The sequence below is a fragment of the Mesorhizobium sp. WSM4836 genome (assembly GCF_055811815.1).
The window spans coordinates 251,486-264,254 of record NZ_JBVVQF010000001.1 but is presented as its reverse complement, the minus strand read 5'-3'; the positions used below and the strand labels follow the sequence as shown (position 1 = coordinate 264,254).

Here is a 12,769-nt window from a genome sequence, read left to right as displayed (position 1 = left end):
AAAATCAAGGGCATAAGTGGTGCCGTGGCGGTCAGGTCATCGGCTGCGACACGCGTTACGGGATTACGGACAGACTAATGCAAAGGTTCTCGATCAGTCTGATGGGTGCGTTGCTTTCCATTTCGCTCGTCACGACCGCGGTCGAACAAGCCGATGCAAAGCTGGCCGATGCAAAGCTGGCCGATGCGAAGGTGGCAAATGCAAAGGCGGTCGACGCAAAGGTGGCGACCACCCGCAGCGAGCGTTGCATTGATCTGAACCGCCAGTTTGACGAAGCCCTCGAAACCCATGCCGCGGCAACGCAGGTCACCGCGGCAAAGGCACTTCAAAGAAAGGGAAACCGGTTCTGCGCCAACAAGAAACAGGCACAGGGAATCCGGATGCTCGCGAACGCTTTGAAGCTGCTTGGAGTGACACCGATCGATCCCGTTCAGTGACACTCAACCCGATCTGCACAAAAAGGAAGTGAAGCCATGAAAAAGTCCCTCCTCTCCGCCCTCGGTCTCGCCATCGCGCTGGCCGTCTCAATGCCGGTTCTCGGCGCCAGCAGCGCCAATGCCGCGACCACCACCCCGGCTGCGACGACGGCAACGACGACCGCTGCGCCGGCCAAGGCCGTGAAGAAGGTCGCTGCCAAGAAGACCGTCAAGAAGCACAAGAAGCACGCGGTGAAGGCAGCTCCGAAGGCCTGATCAAGCGACATCTTTCTACCTATGAGAGGACCGCTCCAGTTGCGATTTGCCTGGAGCGGTCGTCTTTTTTGTTGGGTGCAGACAATAGGGCCAGTCCCGGCGCACACCGCTAGTTGAACGCCAGCCGGCAGTTGCAACATAGGCACGGACTTTTGAACTGCGCCCGCCGGGAAGCCGCTCGCGCGCGGTTGAATGGACGACCGCTTTTGCTCATGTCAAAATGACCGCAAAGCTGTCGTACGCAATTGCCGGTCCAATGCCTGAAATCACGACAAGACCCCGTACCAGCACGAAGCCGAAGGTCGAACGGCCGAAGCTCTACAAGGTCATCCTGGTCAATGACGATTTCACGCCGCGCGAGTTCGTCGTGACGGTGCTGAAGGCCGAGTTCAAGCTCAGCGAAGACCAGGCGCACAGGATAATGATTACTGCGCACCGGCGCGGCGTCTGCGTTGTCGCCGTCTTCACCAGGGACGTCGCCGAGACCAAGGCGGCGCGGGCAACCGATGCCGGCAAGGCCAAGGGCTACCCGCTGATGTTCACGACGGAGCCGGAGGAGTAGGGCAGCCTTACCTTCTCCCACAAGACAAGGGGAGAAGGGAGAAAGCAAACCGCTACCGCCCTTCGCGGTACCACATCGAGCCCATCGCCAGAAGCAGCAGGCCGAGGCCGAGGAAGCCGCCGAACAGCGGCACGCGCGAGACCGCCTTGAGCACGCTATCGTCGGTGGTGCGCAGGCCGATCCAGTCGTTGCCGGAGGTAGCGCCCGAGGAACGGACCGGAACGATCGAGGGCAGCGTGACCGTGCTGGTGAGATTGCCAATGGCCGAGGCCGGCGCTAGCCGGCGAACGCTACCGCCGGTGGCCTCAGCCGGTGGTTTCAGCCGGTTCTCGGTGGAGACGACGTCGGTGAATTCCGGCGCGTTGACCGGTCCGACATGGGCCAATGCCGTCAGGTCGCCGTTGCCGACCTGATAGAGACCGATTTCGCTGGTCTCGACGCTGCCGAGGAAGACACCTGGCTCGGATTTCTCGAGCCTGACGATCAGTGCCTTGCCGGATGGTGTGATGACTTGCGCCGGGCCGGGGTCGTCGCTCATCGTCTGGCGGCGGATTTCAAGCACCATGCCGCGGCCGTCGGCGGTCAGCCGCTCTTCCTCGAGTTCGGGCTCCTTCATCAGCCAGTGGGCGATGCGCCGGTAGAGCTGGACGTGCGGGCCGCCGCCCTCGAAGCCGCGCGCCCACAGCCAGCCCTGGTCGGACAAAAGCATGCCGACGCGGCCTTCGCCCTTGCGGTCGAGCAGCAGCAGCGGCCGGTTGTCCGCGCCCTTCATCACCACCTCGCCCTCGGGGTTCTCAACGCCGATGGTGCGGAACCAGCGGCTCCAGTGCGGCGGCTCGGTCGCGGAGCCGTCGAGCCCGCGCGTTACCGGATGACGCTGGCCGGTATCGGTAAGACGCGGATAGAAGGCCTTGTCGATGACCTCGCCGGTCGGCATTGCGGGCAGCGCCGACATCAGCGGCGTGCGGGCGATCGAGCTTTCGCCGGCATATTCGGGGCCCGCCGCGATCAGCAGCGCGCCGCCCTTTTCGACATATTCGGAGATGTAGTCGTAATAGAGGATCGGCAGCACGTCGCGGTGCTGATAACGATCGAAGATAATCAGGTCGAAATCCTTGATCTTCTCGACGAACAGCTCGCGCGTTGGGAAGGCGATCAGCGACAATTCGTTGATCGGCGTGCCGTCCTGCTTTTCCGGCGGGCGAAGGATGGTGAAGTGCACGAGGTCGACCGAAGCGTCGGATTTCAGCAAATTGCGCCAGGTGCGCTCGCCGGCATGCGGTTCGCCGGAAACAAGCAGCACGCGCAGATTTTCGCGAATGCCGTCGATCAGGGCGATGGCGCGGTTGTTGGTGTCGGTGAGTTCGCCCGGGTCGTGGTTGATGGCGAGTTCGACGATGTTGCGCCCGGCGCTGGGAATGGTCACTTGCAGCGGCATCGCCTGGCCGATGTTGGCGTGCTCGACCGATACCTGCTCGCCGTTGACCGATACGCGAACATCGACCGGGCCGGTTTCGTTGTTGGTGGCGATGACGCGATAGGTCATGTCGAGCGGCTTGCCCACGAGGCCGAAGCGCGGCGCATTCTCGAAGCGGATGCGGCGGTCCTTTTCGTGGTCGTTGCCGGTAATCAGCGCGTGCAGCGGGGCATTGAAGTCGGGTGCTCCGGGCGGCGCGTCATGCACCTCGCCATCGGTGATCATGATGGCGCCGCCGATGCGCGACGGCGGCACGTCGCGGAAAGCATTTTCGAGCGAGGAAAACAACCGCGTCTCGGTGCGCTCGTCGGCGGCTTCGGACTTGCCGGCTTCGATGACACGGACGTCGAACTGCTTGAAGCGGCCGAGACGCTGCTGAAGCCCGGCCAACGCCGCGTCGGTCTGCTTGGTGCGGTCGCCGATATCCTGGCTCTGGCTGCGGTCGACGACGACGGCGACGATGCTTTTCAGCGGCTCGCGTTCTTCGTCGAGGAACACCGGATTGAGCAGCGCCGCGGCCAGGGCAATCAGGGCTGCCAGGCGGAAGACCGCGCCGCGCTGGCGAAACCAAAGGCCGACCAGCGCCAGCAGCAGCAGCGGTACCAGAACCACCGCGAGCAGCGGCCAGGTGATGAGCGGTTCGAAGGCGAGCGACCAGTTCATGGTCTACTGCCCCAGCCGTTCGAGCAGCACCGGGACGTGCACCTGGTCGGATTTGTAGTTGCCGGTCAGCATGTACATCATGATGTTGACGCCGGCACGCAGCGCATAGATGCGCTGCATCGGATCCGACGGCACGGTCGGCAATAGCGGGTCGCCATTCTCGTCGACGGCCCAGGCGCCAGCGAAATCATTGGCGGTGATCATGATCGGCGAAACGCCGTCGCCGGTGCGCACCGGGCGATTCTCGGTGTTGCTGGCTTCGAGCGATGCCTCGACCCAAAGCGGGCTGCCGGCAAAACGGCCGGGAAACTCCGGAAGGATGTAGAAGGATTTGGTCAGCACGTGGTCCGACGGCACCGGCTCCAGCGGTGGCACGTTGAGGTTGCCGAGGATGTCGCGCAGCCGCTCCGTCGCCGGGCTGGTCGAATCCGCACCAATGCCATTGGCGAATTGGTCGCGGGTGTCGAACAAGACCGTTCCGCCCTGCTGCATGTAGGCGTCGATGCGAGCGATAGCGGCCTCGCTGGGCATCGGGGCGGAGGGGTCGATCGGCCAGTAGATCAGCGGATAGAAGGACAGTTCGTCCTTCGAGATGTCGACGCCGGCCGGTGCTCCGGGTTCGAGCGCGGTTTTTTCGATGAGGAAGCGGGTCAGGCCTTCGAGCCCGGCGCGGCTGATCGAATCGACACCCGGCTCGCCGGTCAGCACGTAGGCGATGCGGGTCTTTGAAATGTCCCCGATCGCCTCCGTATCTCCCGGTTTGGCGTCGTCAGCACGCGCGACGTCCGCGTGGCCAATCATCAAGGCGCCGAGCGCAATCAGCAGGACGGCTGCCGTCGCCGCAGCGCCGGCACGGCGCGGCCGGCGCGACAACAGGCCGCCCATCCAGAATACGGCAAGCGTATCGAGCACCATCAGCACCAGGGCGGCCGTGACCATCGGACCTTTGAGGTTGCGCTGCTCGTCGAAGGCATACTGGATGGTGGTGACCGGCACGGTGATCTCAGGCCGGGCCAGCGGCGTGAATGCGCTGTCGCCACCGAGCAGATTGTGAGCGAACACTCCCGTCTCGGAGCCATAGAGGCCAGGCGGGTTTTCCAGCGTCACCGGCAGCGGGCCGGCGCCGGGCACCAGCGGCCGCGCATCCGGCGTCGGCGGTACCAGCGTGCCGTCGGCGGCGATCATGCGATAGGGTGCCAGCGAAGTGGCGGCGGCCTCGGCATTGGCGACCGCCGCGCCCTGGTTGCGCGATAATTGCACGATGCGCCGCAGCATCTCGACGAAGCTGCCGGAGATTGGCAGGTTGGACCATGTCGCCTCGGGGGTGACGTGGAACAGCACGAGCGTACCCTTGTCCTTCTTCATCCCGGTCACCAGCGGCGTACCGTCGGCAAGCGTCGCCCAGGTGCGCTCGACCATGTCGGGCGTCGGTTCGGCTAGCACCTGCCTGGTGACGGTGACTTCCGTGGGCGGCGCGAGGTCGGCGAAGGGGCCGGTTTTCGGGAATTCCGTGACCGGCTGCGGCGCCGTCCATGACAGCGCGCCGCCAAGCGAGCGCTCGCCGGTGCGCAGCCGGACCGGCAGCAGATCGTCGTCATTGCCGGCAGCGGCCAGCCGCGAACCGGCAAAACGCACCAGCGTGCCGCCCTTGTCGACCCAGTCGACCAGCCTTTGCCGCGCCTGTTCCGGAATGGTGCCGACATCGGCCATGACGATCATCGCCGGCTTCTGATCGAGCAGTTGCGGGATGGCATCGGCGAGATCGACGCTGGACGGCTCGACCAGATCGGCGAACGGCTGAAGGGCGCGGCGGATGTAGTAGAGCGGCGACAGCAGCGGTTGCGCCTGATCGGCCTCGGACTGCGAAAGCAGCCCGACGCGGCGACGTTTTGAGCTCTCATCGAGCACGCGGACGGCACCGGCCTGGCGCTCGCCATCGAGCGCGATGTAGGCGAAGTCGTTACGCAGTTCGAACGGCACCGCTATCTTGCCGGTGGCGGCGGTTCCGCCCGGGGCAAAGGTCACCGTCGCGTCGGCGATGCGGCGGCCCTTGTCGTCGAAGGCGCCGGCCGTCACCTGTGCGGGTGCCGGATCGCCCGGTGCGCGGATCGCGGTTAGGGCGAAGCCGTCAACCTGGTTGTCGGCGCCGGTCAGGCCGGTCAGCGACAGCCGGTCGGAGACGGCCCAGACGACACGTGCCGCGTTCTTCGACAACAACGTGTTGAACGCGGCTTCGTCGCCTTGCGCCGCCAGGCCATCGGCGAGCACCGCGACGCTGGCGCCAGGCAGCGACTCCAAGGCTGAAGCGACGCGGGCGTAGACGGCGGGGCGGTCGGTCGGGATCGGCCGCGGCTTTGCCGCACGCAGCCGGTCGAGCGCGGCAGCGGCATCGAAGGGACCGATCTCGGCATTCGGCTTCTCGGCGGTGAAAGCGATGAGCACCGGCACGCCGTTCGAATTGGCATCGGCGATCAGCCGCTCGGCGGTGGCGACGCGCTTGCCCCATTCGGCAGCACTTGCCCAGTCGTTGTCGATCACCAGCGCCAGGGCAGCGCCCTCGGCCGGCAGCTTTTCGCGCGGGTTGAAGACGGGCTCGGCAAGTGCTGCCACGATAAGCGCGGCCATCAGCAGCCTGAGCAGCGTCAGCCACCAAGGGCTCTGCTGCGGCGTTTCTTCGCGCCTCAGCACGCGGGCGAGAATCCTGAGCGGCGGAAACACCTCGGTTTGCGGCCTGGGCGGCGTCAGCCGCAGAAGCCACCAGATCACCGGCAGCGCCAGCAGGCCCCACAGCACCATCGGCGCCCCGAAGGAGAGCGGCAGCCAACTCATGCGCGGGCCCTCCCGGCAAAGCTGCCCTCAGCGGTCATCGCCATGTGGATGCGCACCAGCGCCTCGGAGGCAAGGCGGTCGGTATGATTGACGGTAAAGCTCCAGCCAAGCCGTTTGCACCAGGCGGCCAGTTCCTGGCGGCGGGCGGCATAAAGCAGGCGGTATTCCTCGCCCAGCATTTCGGCGCGGCCGGCGGTCAGCTTGTCGCCGGTCTCAGGATCGGTGAATTCGGTGCGCCCGGCATAGGGGAAGCTTCCCTCGGCCGGATCGGCGACCTCGATCAGATGCGCGCGCACGCCGTGGCGGGCGAGCACGTCCAGCCAGGCTATGGTGTCCTCGACCGGGTCGAGGAAATCGCTGACGAGGACGATATCGCAGAACCGGCGAATGCCGGACAGGTCGGGCTTTGCCGGCAGGTCGGCTGCGTGCATCAGTTGCGCCGCGATGCGCTCGGCGCCATTGCGGGCGGTGAACGGGTCAGTCAGGCCCGGCCAGGCAATGCGCTCGCCGCTGCGCGACAAAAGCTCGGCCATGGCCAGCGTCAGCACCAGGGCGCGCGATTCCTTGGAAACGCTGGCTCCGGTCGATTTGTAGAGCATGGAAGGCGAGGGATCGGCCCACAGCCACACCGTATGGGCGGCCTCCCACTCGCGGTCGCGGACATAGGTGTGGTCGTCGCGGGCGGAACGGCGCCAGTCAATGCGCGAGGAATCGCCTTCGACATAGGGCCGGAACTGCCAGAAATTCTCGCCGATGCCGCGCTTGCGGCGGCCATGCCAGCCGGCAATCACCGTGTTGACGATGCGGCGCGCCTCGACCAACAGGTCCGGCACCAACGAAGCCCGCAACCGGCCTCTGGCGAGCGCATCGCGCGTCGCTGCCGGTTCCTGCGCTTCACCGATGCGCGCCATCAAATCCCTTTCGCGAGCTTCGCCACGACGTCGCGTACCGTGGTGCCCTCGGCGCGGGCGGCGAAGGTCAGCGCCATGCGGTGCTGCAGCACCGGCTCGGCCAGCGCGCGGACGTCGTCGACCGACGGCGCCAGCCGGCCGTCATAGAGGGCGCGGGCGCGGGCGCACAGCGTCAGCGCCTGACTGGCGCGCGGGCCTGGGCCCCAGGCGACGTGCTTGTCGGTATCGGCGTTGCCCTGGCCGGGACGCGCCGAACGCACCAGCTTGAGGATCGCCTCGACGACGCTTTCAGGCACCGGCATGCGGCGGATGAGCGTCTGGATATCCTTCAGCCGCGCCGGCTGCAGCACGTTTTCGGCCTTGGCATCCTCGATACCTGTGGTTTCCAACAGGATGCGGCGCTCCGCCTCGATCTCGGGGTAGAGGATATCGACCTGCATCAGGAAGCGGTCGAGCTGCGCCTCCGGCAGCGGATAGGTGCCTTCCTGCTCCAGCGGGTTCTGCGTCGCCAGAACGTGGAACGGTGACGGCAAGTCATGGCGCACGCCGGCAATGGTGACGTGGTATTCCTGCATCGACTGCAGCAGCGCCGACTGGGTACGCGGCGAAGCGCGGTTGATCTCGTCGGCCATCAGCAGTTGCGCGAAGATCGGCCCGGAAATGAAGCGGAACGAACGCTTGCCGAATTCATCCTGCTCCATCACCTCTGAGCCGAGAATGTCCGATGGCATCAGGTCGGGCGTGAACTGGATGCGGCGCGAATCGAGGCCGAGCACGATGCCCAACGTTTCGACCAGCTTGGTCTTGGCGAGGCCGGGCACGCCGACCAGCAGTGCATGGCCGCCGGCCAGCAATGCGACGAGCGTGCGCTCGACGACGCTTTCCTGGCCGAAAATGACCCGGCCGACGCCGTCGCGGACCCTCGAAATGTCGGCCAACGCCTTCTCGGCCTGTGCCACCATGTCTTTTTCGCTGATCGGGCTTTCCTTGATCATAACGCTCATGCAGCATCGATCCTTCTGGTTGGAAATACCGCTTGGCACCTTGGGTGCCGCAGAATGCCGCGATTCGGCCTCGCATGGCGCCTGCAATGAACTTAAATCACAGACTTAGGCTGACAAGCGGAACAACAGTGACTATTTCGTGACCATGACGGACGCCGCCGACCATCGTGAAGAGAGCCTGACGGCCGCGACCGAGGCTCGCGGGCTGGAAGCGCTGGTCTCGCGCGCGACGCGCGCCGGCAAGGGGCCGGCGCCGGTGGAACGCTGGAATCCGGCGTTTTGCGGCGATCTCGACATGGAAATCAAGCAGGACGGCACCTGGTTCTATCTGGGAACGCCGATCGGCCGGTTGCCGCTGGTGCAGCTTTTTTCCTCGGTGCTGCGCAAGGATGAGGACGGCAGGACATACCTGGTGACGCCCGTGGAAAAGGTCGGCATCCGCGTAGCCGATGCGCCCTTCATTGCCGTCGAGATGGACGTGTCGGGCGCCGGCGACGGACAAATCATCACCTTTCGCACCAATGTCGGCGACGTGGTCGAGGCTGGGGCGGGGCACCCGCTGCGCTTCGTCGATGAGGACGGGACAGGTGGTCTGAAGCCTTATGTGCTGGTGCGCGGGCGGCTGGAGGCGCTGGTGGCACGGCCGGTGATGTACGAGCTGGTCGAGCACGGCGAAGAGATCGACATCGGCGGCAAGACGATGTTTGCCGTCCGTTCCAAAGGCGAGGTCTATCCAATCATGCCGGCTGAGAAACTGAACGGCTGAGCGCATGATGGACCGCCTATGATGGATCAGGTGACGCCGTTGCCATTTTCCGCTGCCGAGTTTCGCCAGCGCGTCGCGGCGCAGCCGCTGGCATATGCCGGCGACGATTTTGGCGACCACCGCTTCAATCCGGGCCACCCCAGGCTGAAGCTGGCCAAGGCGCTGCGCGATGCAGCCGTTCTGATCCCAGTGGTCGATCATGGCCATGAAGCCACGGTCCTTTTGACCAGGCGGGCGGAAAGGCTGCGCAACCATTCCGGGCAGGTGGCTTTCCCCGGCGGAACCATCGATCCCACCGACGCGAGCCCGGAAGCGGCGGCGTTGCGCGAGACATTCGAGGAGATCGGTCTCGATAGGGATTACATCGAGATCATCGGCCGTCTGCCGGACTACGTTTCCGGCAGCGGCTATCGCATCGCCCCGGTGCTCGGGATTGTGCGGCCCGGTTTCAGCCTGACGCTGAATTCGGACGAAGTCGATGCCGTCTTCGAGGTGCCGCTGGGCTTTCTGATGGACCCCGCAAACCACACCAGAGACAGCCGCATGTGGAACGACCTCGAATGGTTCTTTTACGAGATGCCCTATGGCGGCCAGCGCATCTGGGGCGTCACTGCGGGCATCATCCGAACGCTTTATGAAGGGCTCTATTCGTGAGCGATCCAGTGTCGATCGCGGGCAAGGCCGGCTGGCTCGGCGAAAGCCACCTGCAGCGCCTGCTCGCTGCGCTCACCGACGGCGGCGAGGAGGCGCGTGTCGCCGGCGGTGCGGTGCGCAACGCGCTCATCGGCCAGCCGGTCGCCGACATCGACATCGCCACCACCACGGTGCCCGAGGAAACCATCCGGCGCGCCGAGGCGGCGGGCTTCAAGACGGTGCCGACCGGCATCGAGCATGGCACCGTCACCGCGGTCGCCCACGGCAAGGCCTATGAAATTACCACGCTGCGTGCCGACATCGAAACCGACGGCCGGCGCGCGAAAGTGTCGTTCGGCCGTGACTGGAAAGCCGACGCCGCGCGACGCGATTTCACCATCAACGCACTCTATGCCGAAGCCGATGGAACGGTCGTCGATCTGGTCGGCGGTATCGCCGATATCGAAGCGCGGCGGCTGCGCTTCATCGGCGATCCGGAAGCGCGCATCCGCGAGGATTATCTGCGCATCCTGCGTTTCTTCCGCTTCTTCGCCTGGTATGGCGACGGCAGACCGGATGCCGAAGGGTTGAAGGCTTGCGCCCGGCTGAAGCAGGGGCTCGAGCAACTCTCGGTCGAGCGCGTCTGGTGGGAATTGAAGAAATTGCTGTCGGCGCCAGATCCGTCGCGGGCGCTGCTGTGGATGCGCCAGGCCGGCGTTCTGACCAGCGTTCTGCCGGAAAGCGAGAAATGGGGCATCGATGCGATCCATGGGCTGATCAAGACCGAGAAGGACCTGGCCTGGGCGCCGGACCCGCTGCTCAGGCTGGAAGCCATCGTGCCGCCGGATGCCGCGCGCATGAAAACGCTTGGTGAGAGATTGAGGCTTTCCGTGAGCGAGGCAAGCCGCCTGCGGCATTGGGCGATCACGGCTGCCGTCGATCCAAAAACGACCGAAGGAGAGTTGGCGAAAAGGCTTTATTTTGGCGACCGCCAAGGCTTTGTCGATCGGTTGCGACTGTTGCTCGCTTCCGCTCGAGCCCGCGCGGTCGAAGACAATGACGCACTGCTCGAAGCCGGCGGCTTCTCGCGCCTGCTTGCCTTCGCCGCAAAATGGCAAAACCCTGTCTTTCCGCTCAAGGGCGCCGATCTGACGACACTTGGCGCGTCACCGGGGCCGAAGCTTGGCGCAACGTTGAAGAATCTCGAAAAGGAATGGGTCGAGTCCGGTTTTGCGCTTGATCGCGGCGCGCTGCTCAAGCGCGCCGCAGAAGCACTCGAATCCTAACCGTCACGCTGCGTCGCGGACCTTTTCGATGCGCGAGCGGATCGCCTCGATCATCGTCTCGCGGATCACCGTCTCGCCATGCGTCTCGCGCAGATGCTCGACGGCACGGCGCATGACCTCCGCCTCCTCCTCGGCGCGTGTGTGCCACTCGCAGCCGGGTACGAGCGACCCGCAATGGAATTCCTTCATCGGCTTCTCCTCATCTCCTCCTTGGAACGCCGCGCAGCGCACTGACACGGAAGCTCCAGACCTTTTATCTTGCGCAGCATCCGGAAACCGCGTTCGGTATCCGGTTACACGCTGGCCAGGTCAGCATAACACGATCGAACGGTTTTGGTTGCCTTAGAGCGCCGAGCGTCCAGGCCGACACGCGGCCGGGTTGCAAAAAGGCGGAGCATCGCTGCTCCGCCCTCTTACGCTACCCGGACGCAAGACCTCGTCTTGCTCCAGCGGGCAGGCATCACTTCACGATCTTGACTGCCTCGGCAATTTTTTCCTTGCCGCTCATATCCCACGTGACGCGGACCTTTTCGCCGACCTTCAGGCCAGGATCCTTGAAGGTCTGGGGCAACGTAAAGGTGGCTCCGGTGTCCAGAACCAGGCTCATCGCCGTTCCATCAAAGCTTTTGATTGTGCCGGTCGTGTGCTTGACCGCGGCGAATGCGGCAGTACCGGAGGCGAGAACGGCAGCGGCGGCCGCGGTCATAATAAGCTTGCGCATGGCATGCTCTCCTGGAAAATGGGGGCACCCGCTTGGGAAAGGTGCCCCATTCAATCATGGGCCGTCCGGTCACGTCGGGTCGCGGCTCTCGGGAGTAAAGAACCGCCGGCGTTTCCCGGCCCGCCGCGACAAATAGCTCAATCTTTTCAATAGTGTATTAGACGAAAAAGATATTTTCTGGCGCACCTTGCGTCACATTTGCCGTCAAATTCCGGGGATTTGGACCCGATTGCGGCTCACATCATGCTCACCGAGATTTTACGGCCATTTGACCTCTGGCGGCAGGCTGGACAGGATCGAGGCGACATTGCCGCCGGTCTTCAGCCCGAAGATGGTGCCGCGATCGTGAAGCAAGTTGAATTCGGCATAGCGGCCGCGGCGGATGAGCTGCTCGTCACGGTCGCCATCGGTCCAGTTGTCATTGAAGTTGGCGCGCACCAGATGCCCGTAGACGACGAGAAAGGATCGGCCGACGTCCTGGACGAAGTTGAAATCGGCGTCCCAGCCGCCTTTGTCCTCGCCCGAATGCAGCCAGTCGAAGAAGATACCGCCGGTGCCGCGCGGCTCGTCGCGGTGCGGCAGATAGAAGTACTCGTCGCACCAGGCTTTGAATTTCGCGTAATCGGCCACGCCAGCGTTCTTCTCGCAGGCAAATTGCATTGCTCTATGGAAGGCGAGCGTGTCGGGGTCCTCCTGGCTGCGGCGGCGGTCGAGCACCGGTGTCAGGTCGGCGCCGCCGCCGAACCACTGGCGCGAGGTGACGACCATGCGCGTGTTCATATGCACGGCCGGCACGTTGGGGTTCCACGGATGGGCGATCAGCGAAATGCCGCTCGCCCAGAAGGACGGGTCCTCTTCGGCGCCCGGCATCTGCTTCCTGAATTCGGGCGAGAACTCGCCATAAACGGTCGAGGTGTGGACGCCAACCTTCTCGAAGACGCGGCCATGCATCATCGACATGATACCGCCGCCGCCCTTGCCGGCATCGCGTTGCCACGGCGTTTTTTCGAAGCGACCGGGCGACCAACTGGCCTGCGGCCCCTGCAGATCCTGCTCGATCTGCTCGAAGCTGGCGCAGATGCGCTCGCGCAACGTCTCGAACCACAGCCGTGCCTTCGTCTTCTTCTGTTCGATGTCGGCTGGCAGCCCCGCCGGTATCTCGGGTCGTTGCAAATCCTGCCTCCGGTTGCGGGCGCACCCGACAAATGACTCGTCTTTTGACTCG

Annotated in this window: 13 protein-coding genes; 6 read left to right on the top strand and 7 right to left on the bottom strand. The window is 64.6% G+C overall.

The features are described from left to right. Positions 1-77 precede the first annotated feature (77 nt). The 3 genes from AC0L2P_RS01415 to clpS all read left to right on the top strand — a co-directional run bounded on the left by AC0L2P_RS01415 (position 78) and on the right by clpS (position 1,254). Positions 78-437, top strand: coding sequence for a hypothetical protein (locus tag AC0L2P_RS01415; protein WP_473499644.1), 360 nt, complete (start codon positions 78-80; stop codon positions 435-437). 36 nt (positions 438-473) lie between these two features. Continuing rightward, positions 474-692, top strand: a complete 219-nt coding sequence (locus AC0L2P_RS01410) for a hypothetical protein (protein WP_473499450.1) — start codon at positions 474-476, stop codon at positions 690-692. Positions 693-948: 256 nt separating this feature from the next. After that, on the top strand, positions 949-1,254 hold the full coding sequence (gene clpS / locus AC0L2P_RS01405; protein ID WP_473499448.1) for an ATP-dependent Clp protease adapter ClpS: 306 nt from the start codon (positions 949-951) through the stop codon (positions 1,252-1,254). 52 nt (positions 1,255-1,306) lie between these two features. Here the strand turns inward: clpS and AC0L2P_RS01400 are convergent, their stop codons facing one another. The 4 genes from AC0L2P_RS01400 to AC0L2P_RS01385 are packed head-to-tail and all read right to left on the bottom strand — an operon-like array spanning position 1,307 to position 8,138. Next, the gene (locus AC0L2P_RS01400) at positions 1,307-3,394 is read right to left on the bottom strand and encodes a hypothetical protein (protein ID WP_473499447.1); all 2,088 of its coding nucleotides are present in this window, start codon (positions 3,392-3,394) and stop codon (positions 1,307-1,309) included. Positions 3,395-3,397: 3 nt separating this feature from the next. After that, positions 3,398-6,223, bottom strand: a complete 2,826-nt coding sequence (locus AC0L2P_RS01395; RefSeq protein ID WP_473499445.1) for a DUF4159 domain-containing protein — start codon at positions 6,221-6,223, stop codon at positions 3,398-3,400. Beyond that, complete coding sequence (locus AC0L2P_RS01390; RefSeq protein ID WP_473499443.1) at positions 6,220-7,134, bottom strand: DUF58 domain-containing protein; 915 nt, start codon at positions 7,132-7,134, stop codon at positions 6,220-6,222. The genes AC0L2P_RS01395 and AC0L2P_RS01390 overlap by 4 nt, the downstream gene beginning before the upstream one ends. After that, positions 7,134-8,138, bottom strand: a complete 1,005-nt coding sequence (locus AC0L2P_RS01385; RefSeq protein WP_292662167.1) for an AAA family ATPase — start codon at positions 8,136-8,138, stop codon at positions 7,134-7,136. The genes AC0L2P_RS01390 and AC0L2P_RS01385 overlap by 1 nt, the downstream gene beginning before the upstream one ends. Positions 8,139-8,283: 145 nt before the next feature. On the opposite strand from AC0L2P_RS01385, the gene AC0L2P_RS01380 reads away from it, so the two are divergent. Genes AC0L2P_RS01380 through AC0L2P_RS01370 form a run of 3 tightly spaced genes read left to right on the top strand, consistent with a single transcriptional unit; the run spans position 8,284 to position 10,823 of the window. Next, positions 8,284-8,904 (top strand): DUF1285 domain-containing protein, encoded by a 621-nt coding sequence (locus AC0L2P_RS01380; RefSeq protein ID WP_473499643.1) that lies wholly within the window; start codon positions 8,284-8,286, stop codon positions 8,902-8,904. Between the two features lie 21 nt (positions 8,905-8,925). Then, positions 8,926-9,558, top strand: coding sequence for a CoA pyrophosphatase (locus tag AC0L2P_RS01375; RefSeq protein ID WP_473499440.1), 633 nt, complete (start codon positions 8,926-8,928; stop codon positions 9,556-9,558). After that, positions 9,555-10,823, top strand: a complete 1,269-nt coding sequence (locus AC0L2P_RS01370) for a CCA tRNA nucleotidyltransferase (RefSeq protein ID WP_473499438.1) — start codon at positions 9,555-9,557, stop codon at positions 10,821-10,823. Before AC0L2P_RS01375 ends, AC0L2P_RS01370 begins: the two co-directional genes overlap by 4 nt. 3 nt (positions 10,824-10,826) lie before the next feature. Here the strand turns inward: AC0L2P_RS01370 and AC0L2P_RS01365 are convergent, their stop codons facing one another. The 3 genes from AC0L2P_RS01365 to hemF all read right to left on the bottom strand — a co-directional run bounded on the left by AC0L2P_RS01365 (position 10,827) and on the right by hemF (position 12,717). After that, a complete protein-coding gene (locus AC0L2P_RS01365; protein ID WP_023679490.1) occupies positions 10,827-11,012 on the bottom strand; it encodes a DUF1059 domain-containing protein in 186 nt (61 codons plus the stop codon). A gap of 271 nt (positions 11,013-11,283) precedes the next feature. Continuing rightward, positions 11,284-11,544, bottom strand: coding sequence for a DUF1344 domain-containing protein (locus tag AC0L2P_RS01360; RefSeq protein ID WP_473499436.1), 261 nt, complete (start codon positions 11,542-11,544; stop codon positions 11,284-11,286). A gap of 258 nt (positions 11,545-11,802) precedes the next feature. Continuing rightward, positions 11,803-12,717 carry an oxygen-dependent coproporphyrinogen oxidase gene (gene hemF / locus AC0L2P_RS01355; RefSeq protein ID WP_473499434.1) on the bottom strand — a complete coding sequence of 305 codons (915 nt, stop codon included), beginning with the start codon at positions 12,715-12,717 and terminating at the stop codon, positions 11,803-11,805. Positions 12,718-12,769 lie beyond the last annotated feature (52 nt).

Bases quoted from the DNA above. Each gene is read 5' to 3' on its own strand.
- AC0L2P_RS01415 (WP_473499644.1), top strand. From the start codon at position 78: ATGCAAAGGTTCTCGATCAGTCTGATGGGTGCGTTGCTTTCCATTTCG.
- AC0L2P_RS01410 (WP_473499450.1), top strand. From the start codon at position 474: ATGAAAAAGTCCCTCCTCTCCGCCCTCGGTCTCGCCATCGCGCTGGCC.
- clpS (WP_473499448.1), top strand. From the start codon at position 949: ATGCCTGAAATCACGACAAGACCCCGTACCAGCACGAAGCCGAAGGTC.
- AC0L2P_RS01400 (WP_473499447.1), bottom strand. From the start codon at position 3,394: ATGAACTGGTCGCTCGCCTTCGAACCGCTCATCACCTGGCCGCTGCTC.
- AC0L2P_RS01395 (WP_473499445.1), bottom strand. From the start codon at position 6,223: ATGAGTTGGCTGCCGCTCTCCTTCGGGGCGCCGATGGTGCTGTGGGGC.
- AC0L2P_RS01390 (WP_473499443.1), bottom strand. From the start codon at position 7,134: ATGGCGCGCATCGGTGAAGCGCAGGAACCGGCAGCGACGCGCGATGCG.
- AC0L2P_RS01385 (WP_292662167.1), bottom strand. From the start codon at position 8,138: ATGAGCGTTATGATCAAGGAAAGCCCGATCAGCGAAAAAGACATGGTG.
- AC0L2P_RS01380 (WP_473499643.1), top strand. From the start codon at position 8,284: ATGACGGACGCCGCCGACCATCGTGAAGAGAGCCTGACGGCCGCGACC.
- AC0L2P_RS01375 (WP_473499440.1), top strand. From the start codon at position 8,926: ATGGATCAGGTGACGCCGTTGCCATTTTCCGCTGCCGAGTTTCGCCAG.
- AC0L2P_RS01365 (WP_023679490.1), bottom strand. From the start codon at position 11,012: ATGAAGGAATTCCATTGCGGGTCGCTCGTACCCGGCTGCGAGTGGCAC.
- AC0L2P_RS01360 (WP_473499436.1), bottom strand. From the start codon at position 11,544: ATGCGCAAGCTTATTATGACCGCGGCCGCCGCTGCCGTTCTCGCCTCC.